This window comes from Amycolatopsis sp. NPDC049253, from assembly GCF_040678995.1.
Lineage (GTDB): Bacteria > Actinomycetota > Actinomycetes > Mycobacteriales > Pseudonocardiaceae > Amycolatopsis.
Genome location: NZ_JBFAQX010000024.1, coordinates 11374 through 29313, shown reverse-complemented (window position 1 = coordinate 29313; position 17940 = coordinate 11374). Strand labels below are relative to the sequence as shown.

Here is a 17940-nt window from a genome sequence, read left to right as displayed (position 1 = left end):
TCTCGCTTCGGACGGTACGTCCGCACCCGAGGAGGCACCAGACCCGCGGATTCAGCGGATCGGCGAAAGTGTCCACTAAGGACGCCGTGGACCAGGGCCGTCGGGAGTGCGGTGAGCGCACCGCACTCCCGACGGCCGGGCGGTCGGGCGCCGGGGGCGGTGATCCCAGTGCACAGCCGCCGGCGTGTGCCGACCTGGTGAGAGGAGCAGGCTGGGAAGATCACTTCGAACGTAACCCACACCCCAGCGGGCCTGCCAGTACTGTTCCCCGATCGAGGCGGTGTGAACAATGCACGTGTGCTGTCCGATGCGAGCGGCAGGGAACCGAGAATGAGCCAGAACACCGACGCCCCCCTCGGGGCGCCGTGGGCGCACCAGCAGCAAGAGGCACTCCCGCAGGTCCCGGCCCCGCCGCCGGCCCCGCAGGAGCCGCCGAAGCGCAAGCGCCCCCTGCGCGCCGTGCTGATCTCACTCGGACTGGTGGTGCTGCTGGCGCTCGTCGGGGTGGCGGTCGGCCACTACGCGTGGGGGCCGAAGACGCCGCCCGCGCCGCCGCCGGCCCCGGTGCGGGCGCAGCCGGCGTTCGACGTCGCGTCGGTGGTCGCGAAGGTGAGCCCCGCCGTGGTGGACATCGACGTGGAGCTGGGGCTCGAGGGCGGCGGCGCGGCGGGTACGGGCATTGTGCTCAGCGACGACGGCCTGGTGCTCACCAACAACCACGTGGTCGAGGGCGCCACCGCGATGCGCGTGACCGACGTCGGCAACGGCCGCGGCTACGACGCCACGGTGCTGGGTTACGACCGCAGTCACGACATCGCCCTGCTCAAGCTGAAAGACGCGTCGGGCCTGGTCACCGCGACGCTGGGCGAGTCCGGCGCGGTGAAGATCGGCGACGGAGTGGTGGCGATCGGCAACGCGGGCGGCCTGGGCGGGCCGCCCAGCGCGTCGCCGGGCAAGGTCACGGCGCTCGACCGGCAGGTCACGGCGGCGGACGAGGTCACCGGCGCCACCGAGACGCTCACCGGCCTGCTCCAGGTCGACGCCGACATCCAGTCGGGCGACTCCGGCGGTCCGCTGGCCGACACCCAGGGCCACGTGATCGGCGTCGACACGGCCGCCAACGCCGGATACGTGTTCGACGAGGGCCTGCGCCCGCACGAGGGCTTCGCGATCCCCATCACGACAGCCGCCGACATCGCGAAGCGCATCCTCGAGGGCAAGGCGTCCGACACCATCCACATCGGACCCAGCGCGTTCGTCGGCCTCACCGTGGTCGACGGCGGCAACGGCACGGGCGCGCTGATCAAGTCCGTGGTCGCGGGCGGGCCGGCGGCCAAGCTGGGCCTGAAGCCCAACCTGCTCGTGGTGGGCATCGACGACAAGCCGGTCACCTCGGCGACGGCGCTGATCGCCCTCATGGACACCCACCACCCGGGCGACAAACTGCGCGTCACGGTCGCCGGTCAAGGCGGCAAAACGGCCACGGTGACGCTCGTCCCGGTGACTGGTCCGATCGGCTGAGCGCGGGGCCGGGGCGCGACAGGACGCGCGGGACGCTTCCGTCACCCACCGTGGTGGCGAGGTCGGCGAGCGCGTTGAAACCGGGTCCGCCGGGGGACGAACGGGCACCGTCCGTGGCCGAAGGTGTCGGTTGCCCCCGGTGTTGGCAATCGTCCGTTCAGGGGAAGGGTTGACTGTCGCGGGGTGCGAAGCGGCCACTGTGGGTGGTGGTCGCCGATCGTGCACCTCGTGTGGACGGCCTCGGGTGCTGTCCTACAGTTCTGCGCAGCAGGGCAAGGATGATCTTGCCGGTTCGGGGAGGGTGGTCCGGAATGGCCGGGTTGAGGACTCGTCACCGCCAACAGGTGGCCGACGAGGCGCTCGTCCGCTCGTTGTTCGAGGAGCACGGAAAGGCGATGCTCGCCTACGCCACGAGACTCCTCAACGACCGCGCGGCCGCCGAGGACGTCGTGCAGGAGGCCCTGGTGCGCGCCTGGCGCAACCCGGAGAGCCTCGTCAACGGCAAGGGTTCCGTGCGCGGCTGGCTGCTGACCGTCGTCCGCAACCTGGTGATCGACAAGGTCCGCGCGCGCGACGCTCGCCCGGCGGAGGTCGCGGAGTCGCCGACCACCGTGCCGGTGGAGCACGACCACGCCGACCACGTCGTGGACTCGATGGTGGTCCTGTCGGCGCTCGAGGGCCTCTCGCCCGAGCACCGCGAAGTCCTGGAACAGATGTACCTGCACGGTCGCACCGTGACCGAGGCCGCCGAGCAGCTGGGAATCCCGGCCGGCACGGTGAAATCCCGCTCGTACTACGGTTTACGGGCATTGCGGGAGAAGTTCGCGGATCAGCGGGTGGGGGCGGCGTAGATGAGCGGGTTCAGCGACTTCCCCGACCACGCGGACCTCGCCGGCTACGTCGCCGGTGACGTCTCCGCGGAGGAGAAGCAGACGATCGAGGCGCACCTCGCCGGCTGCGCGGACTGCCGCGCGGAGATCGAGTCGCTGCGCGAGATGCAGGAGTTCCTGGGCGATGTGCCGCCCGAGGCGCTGCTCGACGGGCCGCCGGAGGGCGGTGACCTGCTGCTGCAGCGCACGCTGCGCCAGGTGCGTTCGGAAGCTCGCAGCTCGGCCGGCCGTGGCCGGTTCCTGGCCGCGACGGCCGCCGTCGTGGTCGCCGCCGCCGCGATGGGCGTCGGTGTCGTGGTGGGCAAGGCGGGTTCGCCCGCGGGCCCGGCCGTCGCCGTTCCGCCGCCGCCCGCGCCCGTGCCGACGACCGCGTCCAGCACCGTGCCCGGCACGAAGTTCCTCAGCGGTGCCTCGGGCGGGACGCGGCTCACCGCGAGCATCGTCCCGGCCGCCGGCTGGGTCCGCGTCGAGGCCGCCGTCACCGGCATTCCGGCGGGCGAGAAGTGCCGCCTGGTCGTGATCAGCAAGAGCGGCGACCGCGAAATCGCCGGCGGCTGGCTCGTGTCCCAGAAGGCGGCTCACGACGGTGCGGACCTCTACGGATCCGCCCTCGTCGACCCGTCTCAGGTCGCTTCGATCGTGGTCGAGAACACCGAGGGCCACCAGTTCGTGGAAGCGAACGTCTGACCTTCCGCGCTTCCTGCCCAGGCCGGTGGTGTGTTCGGGCAAACCGGCGCCGCGGAGTCCACTTCGGACGGTCCCGCGGCGGCCGGCGCGCGGATGCGCCGGCTCGCCGACGGGAACGTCGCGGCCCTAGTTCCGGTACCGGAACAGGATCCGGCCCCGGGTCAGGTCGTACGGGCTCAGCTCCACCAGGACCCGGTCGTACGGCACGATCTTGATGTAGTTCTTCCTGATCTTGCCACTGATGTGGGCGAGCACGTGGTGCCCGTTCGACAGCTCGACCTTGAACCGGGCGTCGCGCAGGCACTCCACCACGGTTCCTTCGACTTCGATCCCGCCCTTACCGGCCATGGCGCACCAGCTCCAGGGTGCTGTTCGCCCGCCGGGCCCCGAGGCCCTCGAACAACGCGGTCGCCGCTTCGTTGGCCTCGTTCACCTCGGCCGACGCCCGCTCGATCCCCGCCTCGTGCAGCGCGCCGAGCGAATGGACCAGCAGCGCCCGGGCGATGCCGCGGCGCCGCCGGGCGGTGCGGACGGCGACCAGCCCGATCCGGGGCAGGCGCGTCACCTGGACGACCCGGACCAGGCCCACGTACTCGCCTGCTTCGGCGGCCACGGCGTACTTCGCCGGGTCGATGATGGTGTCGCCGGGCCGGACCAGTACCTCGGCCGGCATCTCCTGCCAGCCGACCGTCGCTTCGACCTCCGCGCGGACGACGCGGTCCAGCTCCCGCAACGGGCCGTCTTCGGCGGTTCCGGCGGGCACGAGGGTGACGCCCTCCGGCGGGAGCGCCGGCCCGGTGACGCGCGGATCGGTGGGCACGACGTACTCCCACTCGCGCCGCCGGATCGTCAGGCCGGCCTCGCGCCAGGCGGCGAGCAGTTCGTGATCGGTTTCGTCGACCACGGTGTGGAGCGGTTCCGGCAGCGTCGTGAGCATCGTGCGGACGAGCTGGTCGAAAACGGAGCGGTGCCAGGCGTCGACGCTGAGGAAGACCCGCCCGTCGGGGCGCGTGGTGGCCTCGGCGCGACCGGTGACCCGGTCGTCGTCCAGCGCGTGCCACAGCCTCGGCGCGACGCGGGTGATCTCCACCGCGGGTCGGCCCGCGGTGAAACGCAGAGTGTTCATGGTGGTCACCTTTCGGGAGTGCCTGATCAAGGCGCTCCCGGCAACCCCTACGTCAGTCGCCCGACCGTGACGACGAGGGGAGCACCCACATCGAAACAGCGTTCATGGGTCTCACCTCCCGGTGTCGAGTCACGGTCCCCGGAACGATAGCGGTCGGGCGCCGTCGTGCCCACCGATTTTGGCCGCTAGCTAGCCGAACCTCGTGGTGAGCCAGGTGCGGGCGTGCTGCCAGGGTTCGTCGGCGGGGTCGATCACGCGGAAGTGGTCCACGCCGGGGAGCTCGGTGAAGGTGACGTCGTCGCCGGCGCTGCGGGCGGCCTCGACGTAGCCGCGGCTGTGGTCGACGGGGACGCGGACGTCGGCGTCGCCGTGGACGATCAGCTGCGGCACACCGAGCGGCAGGCGCGTGAGGGGCGAGGCGGCCGGGTCCGGGGACGGCAGGAACAGGCTCGCGGCGCCTTCGCCGAGGCCTTCGGCGGCGCTGCGAGGGACGTCGGTGATGGGGGCGAGGCTGATGACGGCGGACGGTTTCACGGACGGGGCGGCGAGGAGGGCCAGGTGACCGCCCGCGGAGTGGCCGACGGCGATCGTCGGCAGGCCTGCCGCGACCGGGACGGCGGCCATGGCGGCGAGGACGTCGTCGAGCGTCTGGGGCCAGCCGCCGGTGTCGCCGTCGATGCGGCGGTACTCGATGTTCGCGACGAGCCAGCCGGCGGCGCCGAGGTCGGCGGCGAGCGGGTCCATCAGGTGCAGGTCGCGCTGGGCGCGCCACCAGCCGCCGTGGAGCAGGAAAGCCGTGCCGCGCACGGGGTTGTCGCCGTGCAGCTCGACGAACTGGCTGGGTTCGCCGCCGTAGCGGATCGTCCTCATTCCTCCATTACATCAGGGTCGCGCGGCGGGAAGCCGATGATCGCGGCGAGCACGTCGTAGTCCGGGCCGGCTGTTCTTCGTCCACGCCGGGGGACACGGACCCGGCGTGGTGACGGTTCACCGCAGCAGCTCGTGCACCTTCGCGAGCCCCTCGTACGAAGCGCGGTACGCCTCGTACAGCCGCGTCAGGTCCGTCTGCGGCTCGAACACGCGCTCCACGGCGACGGTCGCGGCGGCCGCCGTCTCGACGTCCGGCTGCAGACCCACGCCGACGGCCCCCAGCAGCGCGGCCCCGAGCGCGGCGCTGTCGCGCACGCGGAGGCGTTCGACGGGACGGCCGAGGACGTCGGCGTGCAGCTGCGTCCACAGGTCGCTGCGCGCGCCACCGCCGGAGAACGTGAGGGACGGCAGGCGGAACCCGCACGCCTGCTCCACCTGCTCCAGCACGTGTCGCGCGGAGAACGCGACGCCCGTCAGCACCGCGCGCGAGAGGTCCGCTCGCGTCGCCGACGAGGTCAGGCCGAGGAAGCTGCCGCGCACGTCGGCGTCCCACAGCGGTGCGCGTTCGCCCTGCAGGTACGGCGTGAACACGATCCCGGGCTTGCCGTCGGTGCCCGAGGTGAACACCTCGGGCACGGTCTGCCCCGACGCCTGGGCCCACCACCGGACGGCCTCGCCCGCGGCCTGCGTCGGGCCGGCATGGACGTGGAGGTCGCCGCGCGGCGGGAACGTCACGATGCCCTTCTGGGTGGCGCCGTGACGTGACGCGCCCGCGACGACCAGCGACGTGCCGCAGGAGATCATGCCGCGGCCCGGCTCGGTCGTGCGTGTCCCGAACACCGCACCGAACGCGTCCATCGTTCCCACGACGACAGGCGCGCCGTTGAGGAGCTTTGCCGGCCCCAGCGGCGTTTCGGGCTCGAGGAGCTCCGGCAGCCGCTTACCCAGCCCGTCGACGAGGGCGACGGCCTCGGGCAGATAGCCGTGGGCGCCCGCGATCCGGACTCCGGACAGCTTGTCCGTGGCCACGCGTCCGGTGAGCCGCGCGCCGATGAAGTCCTTGGGGCTCAGGATCCATCGCGCCCGCGCCCACTTGTCCGGTTCGTGCTCGGCGAACCACGCCGCCCGCGCCCCGGCGAACGACGCGTCCAGCGCCACCGGCCCGCCCCAGATCCGCAGCTTGTCCTCAGGGGTGAACCGCGCGTCGAGCTCCCTCGCGACCTCGGCGCACCGCTGATCCTGCCAGATCACGGCCGGCGTCAGCGGCGTCAGGTTTTCCGTGGCGAGCAGGTGGGTGTTGACCTGGCTCACGATTCCCGCCCCGCTGATGCCGACGCCGGGCAGCTCGGCGAGCACGGCGCCGATCGCGGTGACGGTGGCTCGCCACCAGTCCTCGGGGTCCTGCTCCGCCCAGCCGGGCCGCGGCCGGGTGATCGGGTAGCCCACGCTGTGCACCGCGCGCGCCCGGCCGTCCGTCCGGAACGCGGCGACTTTCACGGCGGTCGTGCCGATGTCGATGCCCAGGACCACGTGGTTGTCGTTCATGGGAGAGAGGTATCAAATCCCGCTACGGTCACGGGGTGACGACACCCGCCGAAGCCGTCATGGCCGCGTACCACGACCGGAAACCCCATGTGATGTCCGAGCTGATCGATTCGTGCCGGGTGGTCGGTGACGGGCGGACGAGTTACGAGGTCCTCGCCGCGCGGTTGCCGGGCGCGCGGCGCGTGCTCGACCTGGGCTGTGGCGACGGGTCGCTGCTGGCCGCGATCGAGGGCGCCGAGATCTTGGCTGGTGTGGACCTGTCCGCGGCGCACCTCGACGTGGCGCGCACCCGGCCCGAACTCGCGAAGGCCGACCTGCGGATCGCGCGCGTGCAGGAGTTGCCGTTCGCGGACGGGTCGTTCGACGCCGTCGTTTCGCACATGGTGCTGATGCTTCTCCCCGACGCCGACGCGGTCATCGCCGAAGCGGCTCGCGTCCTGGCGCCCGGCGGGCTGTTCGCCGCGGCCATCGCCGGTCGAGTCACGGGAGCGCTGAAGGTGTTCATCGAACTGGCGATCCCGCTGTTCGACGAGGTTCCCGAAGAGCGCCGAGTCCGCATCGGTGGCAGCCCGCGCGTGCGGCGGCGCGAAGGCCTCGACGAGCTGCTCGGCGGGGCCGGTTTCGAGCCCGTCTCGTGGGATCTGATCGACCTCGACCTCGGCGGGCCCGAGGCCGAGGTCTGGGCGCGCTGCTGCGAGATGTTCTACCCGGTCGACACCCTCGACCCCACCCAGCTGAAGCGGCTCGAAACCGCGTTTCTGGAGGAAACCCGCGACCTGGCCGAGGACGGCCGATTGCGCGCAGGGCTGAACATGCGGATCGTCGAAACGCGGCGACGCCAGGATCTTCCGCTCTGACGTCGGGAACATGCCGACGCCGGGGGGAGCTGTGGCTGCGCGAGTACCACGATCGCAAGCCGGATTCGCAATCGGTGCTGATCGAGGCCGTGACGGGGCGCTGCTGGCGACGTTCGCGAGGCAGGGCGCCGAAAACCTGGCCGGTATCGACCTGTCCGCGGGGGAGCTGGAGCTGGCGCGAAAGCGGCCGGAGCTCGGAGCCGCCCGGCTCGAGCAAGGGCGAGCGCAGGAACTGCCCTTCGCGGACAGAACGTTCGACGCCGTCGTGTCGCACATGACGTTGATGCTCATGGCCGATCTCGAGCAGGTCGTGGCGGAGGTGGCGCGGGTCTTCGAGCCGCGTGGGGTGTTCGCGGCGGTGGTCGGCGGGGGCGGCGCGATCGGGGCCACGGAGGTGTTCTTCGAGCTCGCCAAGCCGAGGTTCGACGCGGTGCCCCCGGACCGCAGGCCGCCGATCGACGGGGACCGGCGGACGCGCACCGCGGAGGGTTCGACGAGGTTCTCGCGCCGGTGGGGTTCGAACCCGTTGCGTGGGAACAGATCGTGGTCGATTTCGCCGCGCCGCCGGACCGGGTGTGGGTCACGTGCTGCGAGACGCTCTACCCCGCCTCGACGCTCGACGACGCCCAGCTCGCCGGACTGCGCGCCGAGTTCACCGAGGCGACGCGCGGGCTGCTGACCGCCGACGGGATCCTGCCCGCGGCCGTGCGGCTCAACATCGCCCGAACGCGCCTGGCGGAGTGACGATCCGCGCTAACGTCTCGCCATGACGTCCGCCGAGGAGTTCCTGCGCAGCTACCACGACGCCCGCCCGGACGCCGCGTCCGAGCTGGCCGGGCGCGGCCGCGTGACGGGCGACGGGCGGACCGTGTACGAGGTGTTCGCCGACCGCGTCGCCACCGCCAAGGCTGTGCTCGACCTCGGCTGCGGTGACGGCGCGCTGCTCGCCGAGCTCGGCAGCCGCGGGGTGGCGAAGCTCGCGGGCGTCGACCTGTCGTCCGGGCAGCTGGCGTCGGCCGGGCGCCGGCCCGAGCTGGCCGAAGCCGATCTGCGCCAGGGGCGGGCGCAGGAGCTGCCGTTCGAGGACGGCGAGTTCGACACCGTGGTGTCGTTCATGGCGTTGATGCTCATGACCGACGTCGAGCAGGTCGTCGCGGAGGCCGCCCGCGTGCTGGCTCCGGGCGGCACGCTGGCGATCGGCGTCGGTGGCGGCGGGCGTGAGGCGCTGGAGATCTTCCTCAAGGTCGCGCGGCCGCTGTTCGCCGTGGTGCCCGAGGAACGCCGGGTGCCGGCGGCCGGCGACCCCCGGACCCGCACGCGAGAAGGTCTGGACGAGCTGCTCACGCCGGCGGGCTTCGAACCCGTGGCGTGGGACCGGATGGTCGTCGACTTCGGTGGCACGCCCGACGAGGTCTGGCAGACCTGCCACGACAGCTACTACCAGATGGCCACCCTCGACAACACGCACCGGAAGGGCCTGCGCACCGCGTTCACCGTGGCGACGCGCAACCTCGTGACGCCCGAAGGCCGGCTGGCGGCGTCCGCGTGCGTCGACGTCGCCGTCACCCGGCTGCGGTGACGGTGCCGAACCAGCGCGTCAACGCCTTCTCCAGCGCGCTCACGTCCGGCCGGGCGTCGGAGGAAGCCCAGGCGACGTAGCCGTCGGGGCGGATCAGCAGCGCTGTCGCGTCGACACCCGTCGCAGCGGTGACCGTGTCCACGCGGTCGGCCCACGCGGCGGCGGCCGAGGAGACCGAGCCGTCCGAGGTCAGGTCGACCAGGACCGGCCGCGCCGCGCGGTAGGCCGCCGAGACGCCATCCGAAGCCAGGTCCGGCGCCCACCGGCCGACGAGCGGGTGCGGGTCGTCGCCGTAGCGGATGTCCGCGCCCGACAACAGGTCCGCGAGGTGCTGTGTCACGTCCTGGTGGCCGAGGAGCTCCTCGAACAGCTCGCGCAACGCCGTGACCTCCGGGCCTGGCGCGGTCAGCGCGCCCTGCGCCTGCGTGTGCATCACCACGCGGCGGCTGACCGGCCGCCGTTCGGCGTCGTAGGTGTCGAGCAGGTCGGCCGGCGCCCAGCCGCGCACCTCGGCGGCGAGCTTCCACGCGAGGTTGACGGCGTCCTGCAGCCCCAGGTTCAGGCCCGGTCCACCGATCGCCGAGTGCACGTGCGCGGCATCACCGACGAGCAGCACACGCCCGGCGCGGAACTTCTCCGCCAGGCGCGTGTTCCCGCTGGACACCCGGCGCAGCTGGTGCGGCCCGGGACCGGACGGCGCGTCCAGCGGCAGGTCGGCGCCCAAGACCCGCCGCACGCTTTCGCGAACCTCCTCGAGCGTCACCGGCACGTCGTCGGGCACCTGCGGCCGGCCGCGTTCGGACGAGGCCACCAGCGGCGCGGAGTTCGGGAACGGCGCGAACACGAACAGCCCCGTCTCCGTGCGGAAGTGCCGGAACGGCGCCACCGCGCCGACGCCGTCGAGCCGCAGCCCGCCCGTCGCCGGGTCGCGCACGGAGTCCGGCACGCTCACGTGCGCGGTGTAGGACACCATGTTCTCCCGGGTGACACCCGGAAAATCGATGCCGGCGAGCTTGCGCACGGTGCTGCGCCCGCCGTCCGCGCCCACCAGGAACTGTGTGTCCACAGTGTACTCGCCGGCGGGTCCCGAAACGGCGACGCTCACCGAATCGTCCTGCTCGAACCCGGCCACCTCGTGCCCACGCCGGATTTCCACGCCCAGTGAGAGCGCCCGCTCCTCGAGCGCGCGTTCCAGCTCACGCTGCGGCAACGGCAGGAGGTACACGGGATTGACCGGCAGGCGGGCGAGGTCGAGTGGGAACGCGCCGAACATGTAGTGCGGCGCGGGCTTGGGTTCGGCCGCCCCGTTCAGCCGCTCGTACAGGCCGCGGCGGTGCAGCAGCGGCACGACCTGGCCGACGAGGCCGTTGGCCCGCTGTTCTTCGCTGCGTTCGGTGCGGCGCTCCAGCACGAGGGGCCGGACGCCGGCCAGGCTGAGCTCGCACGCCAGCATGAGCCCGTTGGGCCCACCGCCGGCGATCACGACGTCGATCGCGGGCATGGTTTCTCCTTGGCGAATCGGAAAAGCTCGGAGATCAGGGAAGGTCGACGGTCACCGCGCCGAAGGCCGCGCGCAGCACCGAGCTGAAGGAAACGGGTGGTTCGGCGCGCATCCAGTGCACCATGGCCGCGCGGATGGCCGCACCCGCGGCGGTTGCGACGAGCACGGGGTGGAGGTCGCGTTCGGCGTCGGTGCCGGTGCGGTCCGCGATCGCCTGGGCGAGCGCGATTTCGGCGGCGACGTTGGCTTTCTGGAACTCGCCCTGCAGAGCGGGTTCGGCGATCATCAGCTGCACGCCCTGTGTCCACAGCGGATCCGGAGTGGACTCGGCGCGGTCGGCCTCGAACCGGGCGAGCGCGGCTTCGGTGACGGCTTCCCAGAGCGGTTCGCCGGCCGGCCGCGCGCGCAGCAGGTCGGCGATGCCCTGGGCGCGGTCGTGGTGCCGGGCCGCGATGGCCTCGGCCTTGCTGGAGAAGTAGTTGTTCACGGTGCGCGGCGAAACGCCGGCCTCGGTGGCGATGTCCTCGATGGTCACGTGCGCCAGACCGCGTTCGACGGCGAGCCGGATCGCGGCCCAGGAGATCGCGGAGCGGGTCTCCTGGCGGCGCCGTTCACGCAGGCTCGGCCGTTCGGTCATGTCCCCAAGCTAGCGCAAACTTGCGCAACACGCAAAGTCTGCGTGATGCGCAAGTTCGGTGGGCACAAGAAAGCCCAGGGCCACGTGACCCTGGGCTTTCCCGGAACTCAGTCCTTGACGCCCTTCACGGCGTCCTTGACCTTTTCGGCGGCCTGCTTCAAGTTGCTCTTGCCCTGCTCCGCCTTGCCTTCGGCCTGCCACTGCTCGTTGCCGGTGGCGTCGCCGACGGCCTCCTTGGCTCGGCCCTTGAGCTCTTCCGCCTTGTTCTCGGCCTTGTCGGTCATGGTGTCGCCTCCCTTGCTTGTCGGCTGGTGCCCACTGGCTACCCCGTGGGCGGGAGGCCAAACACGCGGACTCAGGCGGTGCGAACGGTGGCGAGCGCCTTGCTCCACGCCTCGACCTGGTCGAGCGTCGTGTTGAGGTAGCCGGTGTGCATCTCGGCCGGCTTGAACACCGACATGTTCTCGAAGTCGGTGAACAGCGACAGCGCGACCTGGCTCGTCACGCTGGCGACCTGCAGGTTACCGAGCACGAGACGCAGCTGCTCCACGGCGCGGACGCCGCCGTTGGCCCCGTAGCTGACGAAACCGGCGGCCTTGTTGGCCCACTCGGCGGCCAGGAAGTCGATGGCGTTCTTCAGGGGGCCCGGGACGGCGTGGTTGTACTCGGCCGTCACGAAGACGAAGCCGTCGAACTCGGCGATCTTCTCGGCCCAGCGCTTGGTGTGCGCCTGCGAGTACTGGTTCATGCCCGCCGGCAGCGGCTCGTCGAGGTGCGGGAGCTCGTAGTCGAGGAGGTCGAGGAGCTCGTACTCGGCGGTGCCGCGCTGCTTCGCGATGTCGAGGGCCCACTTCGCCACGGCTTCGCCGTTGCGGCCCGGACGGGTGCTGCCGAGGATGATCGCAATCTTGGTCATGTCCGACTTTCCTGGTTCGAGGGGTGGTCATCGGTTCAGTCGCACTGGTCAGGTCTTGATCCAGAGGTATTTGATGACGCGTCCGCAATTTAGTCACCGCTCTGCGGACATGTCAACAAACCTGGGGTGAGGGTCATTCCCACGGTCGGGTGAAGAGCAGTACCTTGTGCGTGCCGTCGCCCACTTCCAGGAGCGAATCGTGACCACCTCGCAGGACAGCTATCCGCTCGTGATCAGCGGCGGTCGCGTGCTCGACCCGGAGAGCGGCTTCGATTCGGTGGCCGATGTCGGAATCACCGGCGGCACGGTGAGTGTGGTGTCCGCAACACCGCTTCGCGGCGAGCAGACGATCGACGCGACCGGCCTCGTCGTCGCGCCGGGCTTCGTCGATCTGCACAGCCACGGCCAGGCGATTCCGGAACAGCGGCTGCAGGCGCTCGACGGCGTCACCACGGCGCTGGAGCTGGAGGCCGGCATCACCCCGGTCGGTGCGGCGTACGCGCGGGCCGCGGCGGAGGGCCGGCCGATCAACTACGGCTACTCGACGTCGTGGGCGCTGGCGCGCATGGCCGTGCTCGCGGGCGCGCCGCTCGACGGCCCGCCGGACACGGTGCTCACGTACCTGGGCGTGCCCGCGTGGCGCGCCGAGGCGTCGGCGGCCGAGCGCGCGCGGATCTTCGAGCACCTGTCGCGGGACCTGGCCGACGGTGCGCTGGGCATCGGTGTGCTCGCCGGCTACGCGCCGCACTTGGACCCGGCCGAGTTCGTCGCCGTGGCGGAGTTGGCCGCCGAGGCCGGGCTGCCCGCGTTCACGCACGCGCGCCCGCTCGTCGAAGCCGACCCGGACGTGCCCGTCGACGGCGCCGAGGAGATCGCACGCGTCGCCGGGCAAACCGGTGTGCACCTGCACTACTGCCACGTGAACAGCACGTCGGGGCGCCAGGTCGACCGCGTGCTCGGGCTCGTGGAGCGCTGCCGGATGGAAGGCGCCGAGGTGACCACCGAGGCGTATCCCTACGGTGCCGGCTCGACGGCCGTCGGCGCGGCGTTCCTGGCTCCGGAAGTCCTGGCGCGCCAAGGCATCCGGCCCGACTCGCTCGTGCTCGTCGGCACGGGGGAGCGCATCGCGGACGCCGCCCGCCTCGCCGAGGTCCGCGCGAGCACGCCGGGCGCGCTCGCGCTGCTGCACTTCCTCGACGCGAACGACCCGGCGCTGGAGCGCGCCCTGCTCTTCGAGGGCACCGCCATCGCGAGCGACGCCATGCCGCTGACGTGGACGGGTGCGCGGCCGGATCCGCTGACGTGGCCCCTTCCGCCCGGCGCGCTCGGCCACCCGCGCGGCGCGGGCACGTTCTCGCGCGCCATCCGCCGGCTGCACCGCGAAAGCGGGAAGCTGACGTTGTCCGAAGCGGTGGCGCGCTGCTCCCTGCTGCCCGCGCAGGTCCTGGACGAAGCCGTGCCCGCCCTGCGGCGCAAGGGCCGCCTGCGCGCCGGCAGCGACGCCGACGTGGTGGTGTTCGACCCCGCGCGGATCGCCGACCAGGCGTCCTATGTGGACGGCACGCGGCCGTCGGTGGGGATCGAACACGTGCTCGTGAACGGCGCCCCGGTGGTTCGCGCCGGCTCGATCGTTCCCGGCGCGTTGCCGGGCAAGCCCGTGCGCGCCTGACTCAGGCCGCAGTGCGCCGGCGCAGCCCGACCGCGGTGGCGACCGTCGCCGCCGCGAGCACGAGGAACACGATCGCGGCCCCGGCCCGGTCCAGCGTCAGGTTCCCGACGAAGCCGATCAGCAGCGCAACGGTGAGGGGCGCCCACATGGCGGATGGTCCTTTCTCGCGGTAATACTTGTCAAAGCTAAGCTTTACGGTACGGCGAGGGGGAGGCTCGGCGCATGATCAAGTCGCGCAAGGAAAACGTCAATTCCGGATCAGTGTGGCCCGCCACGGTTCGGGTACGCGACCGGAGACGTCGACGCGTTCGGCGCCGGTGAACGCGGCCGGCTCCGCGATCGCACGCCGGGCGGCGGCCCCGGGCGGGCCGGGGCGCCAGGCGGCAGGGACGCTGCTTCGGCCGGGGATGTGGTCGGTCATGGGTGCTGGGGTGGGCACGCTTGTGCGGGGCCTGCGGGTGGAGTTCCCCGACGACATCACCACGCACAGCAAGGTGCAGACGTTCTACTTCGACGCCGACGGCCTCATCCGCCGCCACGACTACGACGCCGAGGTGGTCGCCGGCGGCCCCGCGGCGCACTACTCCTCGGAGCACCGCGAGGTCGACGGCATCGTGGTCCCGACCAAGCGCCGCGTCTACCCCGCCGGGGAGGACGGCAAGCCGGTTCCGGAACCGCTGCTGGTGTCGATCGACCTCAGTGAGATCAAGTTCGCCTGAGCAGTGCTACAAGCCGCGCAGGAGCCGCAGCGGTGACTCCACGCAGTCCGCGATGAACCGCAGGAACCCGCCCGCCGTGCCGCCGTCGCAGACGCGGTGGTCGAACGCCAGCGTCAGCTCGGTGATCTTGCGCGGCACGACCTGGCCCTCGACGATCCACGGGCGGTCGATGATCCGGCCGATCCCGAGGATCGCGACCTCGGGGTGGTTGATGATCGCGGCGGAACCGTCGACGCCGAACACGCCGTAGTTGTTGATCGTGAAGGTGCCGCCCGTGAGCTCGGCGGGGGCGAGTGAGCCGGAGCGGGCGCGCTCGGTGCGTTCGGCGAGGGCGCCGGAGAGCTGTTCCACGGACAGCTCGTGCGCGCCGGGCACGACGGGGACCACGAGGCCGCGGTCGGTCTGCGCGGCGAACCCGAGGTGCACGGCCGAGGGGATCACGATCTCGTCGCCGTCGAGGTGCGCGTTGAGCTCGGGGAAACGGCGCAGGCCCTCGACGGTGAACTTGGCCAGCAACGCGAGCAGGCTGATCTTCGGGGCGGCGGTGTCGGCGTTGAGGGCGGCGCGGGTTTCGAGCAGGGCCGTCGCGTCGACGTCGACCCACACCGTGGCCTCCGGGATCTCGCGGCGCGAGCGGGTGAGCTTGTCGGCGACGGTCTTGCGGACGCCGCGCAACGGGATGCGGCGTTCGTCAGCGGCGGCAGGAGCGGCCGGCTCCACGGTCGCGGCGATCGCTCGCTCGACATCGGCCCGGCTGATGAGCCCGTCGGTACCCGAACCGGCGAGCGCGTGGATGTCCACACCGGACTGCTTGGCGAGCTGCCGCACCAGCGGTGACACCACGCGCACGCGCTCGTTCACCGGCCGCGGCGCGGGCACGGCGGCAGCCGCCGGCCGTCGCGTGCCCCGCGCGCGACGGGTCCGCCGCGCCTGGGTCGTGCCGGTGCCGTACCCGATCAAGACATTGCCGCTGCCCTCCGAAGAGGACGCGGACGGCGTCGGTGTCACCACTCCCGGCTCGAGAAACGCCGGTGCCTCCTCCACGGTGATCAGCGGACTGCCGACGGTCAGCACGTCGCCGGCCGCGCCGTGCAGCGTCGTGACCCGGCCGGCGAACGGCACCGGTACCTCGACGCTCGCCTTGGCCGTTTCGACCTCCACCACCGTCTGGTCGACGGTCACGGTGTCGCCCACGGCCACGTGCCACGCGACGATCTCGGCGTCGGTCAGGCCCTCGCCCAGGTCGGGCAGCTTGAAGACGGCCATCACGCCTCCGTGTTCGTGAGCGGAGCGGCGTCGTCCCACTGCAGCCGCTCGATCGCGTCGAGCACGCGGTCGACGTTCGGCAGGTGGTGCTTCTCCAGGTTCGGTGCGGGGTAAGGGATGTCGAACCCGCCGACGCGGAGCACGGGTGCCTCCAGGTAGTGGAAGCACGTCTCCGAGAGCTGGGCCGCGACCTCGGCGCCGTAACCGCAGAACCGGCTCGCCTCGTGCACCACGACCGCGCGTCCGGTGCGCCGCACCGAAGCGGCGACCGTGTCGAGGTCGAAGGGCGCGAGGCTGCGCAGGTCGATCACCTCGGCGCTGTAGCCCTCTTCCTCGGCGGCCGCGGCGGCTTCGAGCGTGGTGCCGAGCGCGCCGCCGTAGGAGATCAGCGTGACGTCGGTGCCCGGGCGCCGCGCGACCGCACGGTCCAGAGTGGACGATCGGTGGTCGAGCAGCACGGTCTCCTTCTCCCAGTACCGCCGCTTGGGCTCCAGGAAGATCACCGGGTCCGGGCTGTCGATCGCCTGGCGCAGCAGCGCGTACGCGTCGGCAGGCGAAGCCGGCGTGACGACGCGCAGGCCGGCCGTGTGCGTGTAGTAGACCTCGGAGGAGTCGCAGTGGTGCTCGACGCCGCCGATGCCCCCGCCGTAGGGGATCCGGATCACGATGGGCAGCTCGACGGCGCCGCGCGTGCGGTTGCGCAGCTTCGCCAGGTGGCTGGTGATCTGTTCGAACGCCGGGTAGGCGAACGCGTCGAACTGCATCTCCACCACGGGCCGCAGGCCGTTCATCGCCATGCCGATGGCCGTGCCGACGATGCCCGACTCGGCGAGCGGGGTGTCGAACACGCGCGTCTCGCCGAAGCGGGCGGCGAGCCCGTCGGTGACGCGGAAGACGCCGCCGAGCGTGCCGACGTCCTCCCCGAACACGAGCACGCGCTCGTCCTCGGCCAGCGCGTCGGCGAGGGCGCGGTTGAGCGCGCCGGCCATGGTCACGGTGTCCGGCTTCAGAGCCTGAGCGGGCTCCAGGGTCGCGGTCATTCTTCGGCTCCGAAGGAGAGTTCGGCGGTGAGGTCCTCGGCCTGGCGGCGCAACGCGGCCGTCGGCTCGGCGTATACGTGGCGGAACAGGTCCGCCGGGTCGAGCACGGTGTCCACGTTCATGCGCTCGCGCAAGGACGCGGCTTCGGTCTCGGCGCGCGCGGCGATCTCTTCGCGCGCGGCGTCGTCGAGCAGGCCGCGGTCGGTGAGGTAGCGCTCGAGCCGTGCGATCGGGTCGCGGGTGAGCCAGGCTTCGACCTCGGCGCGGTCGCGGTAGCGGGACGCGTCGTCGGCGTTGGTGTGCGACTCGATGCGGTAGGTGAGGGCCTCGATCAGCGTCGGCCCGCCACCGGCGGCGGCGCGCGCGACAGCCTGCTCCACCACGGCGTGCACGGCGGCCGCGTCGTTGCCGTCCACCAGCACCGACGGCATGCCGTAGCCCACGCCCTTGTGCGCGAGCGAAGGCGCCGCGGTCTGCTTCGAGAGCGGCACGCTGATGGCGTAACAGTTGTTCTGCACCAGGAACACCACCGGCGACTGCCACACGGCCGCGAAGTTCAGCGCCTCGTGCGTGTCGCCTTCGCTGGTGGCGCCGTCGCCGAGCAGCACGAGCGCGACGGTGTCCTCGCCCTTGGTCTTGGCGGCGTGGGCGAACCCGACGGCGTGCAGCGTGTTCGTGGCCAGCGGCGTGCACTGGGGCGCGACGTTGGTTTGGTATGGGTCGTAGCCGCAGTGCCAGTCGCCGCGCAGCAGCGTGAGGACCTCGACCGGGTCGACGCCGCGCGCGACCACGGCCATCGAGTCGCGGTAGGTCGGGAAGAGCCAGTCCTGCGGACGCAACGCGAGGATCGAGCCGATCTCGCCGGCCTCCTGGCCGCGCGCGGACGGGTACACGGCGAGGCGGCCCTGCTTGGTGAGCGCGGTGGCCTGTGCGTCGAAGCGGCGGCCCGACACCATCGCGCGGTGCAGGCGCAGCAGCACGTCGTCGGCGGGCATCTCCAGGGCGGCGTCGGCGACGGGCGCGCCGTCGGCGGTGATGAGGCCCAGCGGCTCGTCGCTCGGGAGGAAGAACGACGCGGCGGTGCGTTCCGTGGTGGTCACCGGCAGCTCCGATCGAC

The 17940-nt window shown here is 72.0% G+C and carries 20 protein-coding genes and 1 pseudogene; 9 read left to right on the top strand and 12 right to left on the bottom strand.

Translation table 11 applies throughout. The features are described 5' to 3' along the window. Positions 1-330 precede the first annotated feature (330 nt). The 3 genes from AB0K15_RS36225 (at position 331) to AB0K15_RS36215 (ending at position 3098) form a co-directional block, all read left to right on the top strand. The gene (locus tag AB0K15_RS36225) at positions 331-1521 is read left to right on the top strand and encodes a S1C family serine protease (protein WP_364061114.1); all 1191 of its coding nucleotides are present in this window, start codon (positions 331-333) and stop codon (positions 1519-1521) included. A 311-nt stretch (positions 1522-1832) separates the two neighbouring features. Further along, complete coding sequence (locus tag AB0K15_RS36220; protein ID WP_364061111.1) at positions 1833-2372, top strand: sigma-70 family RNA polymerase sigma factor; 540 nt, start codon at positions 1833-1835, stop codon at positions 2370-2372. Next, positions 2373-3098, top strand: coding sequence for a zf-HC2 domain-containing protein (locus tag AB0K15_RS36215; protein ID WP_364061108.1), 726 nt, complete (start codon positions 2373-2375; stop codon positions 3096-3098). 126 nt (positions 3099-3224) lie between these two features. Here the strand turns inward: AB0K15_RS36215 and infA are convergent, their stop codons facing one another. The 4 genes from infA to AB0K15_RS36195 form a co-directional block, all read right to left on the bottom strand. Then, positions 3225-3446 carry a translation initiation factor IF-1 gene (infA, locus tag AB0K15_RS36210; protein WP_364061105.1) on the bottom strand — a complete coding sequence of 74 codons (222 nt, stop codon included), beginning with the start codon at positions 3444-3446 and terminating at the stop codon, positions 3225-3227. Beyond that, a complete protein-coding gene (locus tag AB0K15_RS36205) occupies positions 3436-4224 on the bottom strand; it encodes a GNAT family N-acetyltransferase (RefSeq protein ID WP_364061102.1) in 789 nt (262 codons plus the stop codon). The genes infA and AB0K15_RS36205 overlap by 11 nt, the downstream gene beginning before the upstream one ends. A gap of 189 nt (positions 4225-4413) precedes the next feature. Continuing rightward, complete coding sequence (locus AB0K15_RS36200; RefSeq protein ID WP_364061099.1) at positions 4414-5094, bottom strand: prolyl oligopeptidase family serine peptidase; 681 nt, start codon at positions 5092-5094, stop codon at positions 4414-4416. 117 nt (positions 5095-5211) lie between these two features. Beyond that, entirely contained in the window at positions 5212-6639 is a 1428-nt protein-coding gene (locus AB0K15_RS36195) for an FGGY-family carbohydrate kinase (protein ID WP_364061096.1), read from the bottom strand. Positions 6640-6674: 35 nt separating this feature from the next. Between AB0K15_RS36195 and AB0K15_RS36190 the strand changes: the two genes are divergently transcribed. The 4 genes and pseudogenes from AB0K15_RS36190 to AB0K15_RS36175 all read left to right on the top strand — a co-directional run bounded on the left by AB0K15_RS36190 (position 6675) and on the right by AB0K15_RS36175 (position 9075). Further along, positions 6675-7496 carry a class I SAM-dependent methyltransferase gene (locus AB0K15_RS36190; protein WP_364061093.1) on the top strand — a complete coding sequence of 274 codons (822 nt, stop codon included), beginning with the start codon at positions 6675-6677 and terminating at the stop codon, positions 7494-7496. A 10-nt stretch (positions 7497-7506) separates the two neighbouring features. After that, positions 7507-7791, top strand: a pseudogene (locus AB0K15_RS36185) (class I SAM-dependent methyltransferase); the annotation flags it as partial. A gap of 215 nt (positions 7792-8006) precedes the next feature. Continuing rightward, the gene (locus tag AB0K15_RS36180; protein ID WP_364061405.1) at positions 8007-8240 is read left to right on the top strand and encodes a hypothetical protein; all 234 of its coding nucleotides are present in this window, start codon (positions 8007-8009) and stop codon (positions 8238-8240) included. A 22-nt stretch (positions 8241-8262) separates the two neighbouring features. Next, on the top strand, positions 8263-9075 hold the full coding sequence (locus AB0K15_RS36175) for a class I SAM-dependent methyltransferase (RefSeq protein ID WP_364061090.1): 813 nt from the start codon (positions 8263-8265) through the stop codon (positions 9073-9075). On the opposite strand, the gene AB0K15_RS36170 is transcribed toward AB0K15_RS36175, so the two are convergent. The 4 genes from AB0K15_RS36170 to AB0K15_RS36155 all read right to left on the bottom strand — a co-directional run bounded on the left by AB0K15_RS36170 (position 9059) and on the right by AB0K15_RS36155 (position 12129). Then, positions 9059-10576 (bottom strand): FAD-dependent monooxygenase, encoded by a 1518-nt coding sequence (locus AB0K15_RS36170; protein WP_364061087.1) that lies wholly within the window; start codon positions 10574-10576, stop codon positions 9059-9061. The two genes, AB0K15_RS36175 and AB0K15_RS36170, sit on opposite strands and share 17 nt — an antisense overlap. A 34-nt stretch (positions 10577-10610) precedes the next feature. After that, on the bottom strand, positions 10611-11213 hold the full coding sequence (locus AB0K15_RS36165; protein WP_364061084.1) for a TetR family transcriptional regulator: 603 nt from the start codon (positions 11211-11213) through the stop codon (positions 10611-10613). A gap of 107 nt (positions 11214-11320) precedes the next feature. Further along, positions 11321-11497 carry a CsbD family protein gene (locus tag AB0K15_RS36160; protein ID WP_364061081.1) on the bottom strand — a complete coding sequence of 59 codons (177 nt, stop codon included), beginning with the start codon at positions 11495-11497 and terminating at the stop codon, positions 11321-11323. A gap of 71 nt (positions 11498-11568) precedes the next feature. Beyond that, positions 11569-12129 (bottom strand): NAD(P)H-dependent oxidoreductase, encoded by a 561-nt coding sequence (locus AB0K15_RS36155; protein WP_364061078.1) that lies wholly within the window; start codon positions 12127-12129, stop codon positions 11569-11571. Between the two features lie 166 nt (positions 12130-12295). Here AB0K15_RS36155 and AB0K15_RS36150 point away from each other — a divergent pair, with 166 nt between their 5' ends. After that, positions 12296-13798: an amidohydrolase family protein gene (locus AB0K15_RS36150; protein ID WP_364061075.1), complete on the top strand. Its 1503-nt coding sequence runs from the start codon at positions 12296-12298 to the stop codon at positions 13796-13798. A gap of 1 nt (position 13799) precedes the next feature. On the opposite strand, the gene AB0K15_RS36145 is transcribed toward AB0K15_RS36150, so the two are convergent. Next, a complete protein-coding gene (locus AB0K15_RS36145; protein ID WP_364061072.1) occupies positions 13800-13946 on the bottom strand; it encodes a hypothetical protein in 147 nt (48 codons plus the stop codon). A 283-nt stretch (positions 13947-14229) separates the two neighbouring features. Here AB0K15_RS36145 and AB0K15_RS36140 point away from each other — a divergent pair, with 283 nt between their 5' ends. After that, a complete protein-coding gene (locus AB0K15_RS36140; protein WP_364061069.1) occupies positions 14230-14517 on the top strand; it encodes a hypothetical protein in 288 nt (95 codons plus the stop codon). A 6-nt stretch (positions 14518-14523) separates the two neighbouring features. Here AB0K15_RS36140 and AB0K15_RS36135 read toward each other — a convergent pair whose 3' ends face one another. The 3 genes from AB0K15_RS36135 to pdhA are packed head-to-tail and all read right to left on the bottom strand — an operon-like array spanning position 14524 to position 17923. Further along, on the bottom strand, positions 14524-15783 hold the full coding sequence (locus AB0K15_RS36135; RefSeq protein ID WP_364061066.1) for a dihydrolipoamide acetyltransferase family protein: 1260 nt from the start codon (positions 15781-15783) through the stop codon (positions 14524-14526). Further along, positions 15783-16823 (bottom strand): alpha-ketoacid dehydrogenase subunit beta, encoded by a 1041-nt coding sequence (locus AB0K15_RS36130; protein WP_364061063.1) that lies wholly within the window; start codon positions 16821-16823, stop codon positions 15783-15785. Before AB0K15_RS36130 ends, AB0K15_RS36135 begins: the two co-directional genes overlap by 1 nt. Beyond that, complete coding sequence (pdhA, locus tag AB0K15_RS36125) at positions 16820-17923, bottom strand: pyruvate dehydrogenase (acetyl-transferring) E1 component subunit alpha (RefSeq protein WP_364061060.1); 1104 nt, start codon at positions 17921-17923, stop codon at positions 16820-16822. Before pdhA ends, AB0K15_RS36130 begins: the two co-directional genes overlap by 4 nt. Positions 17924-17940: the final 17 nt, after the last annotated feature.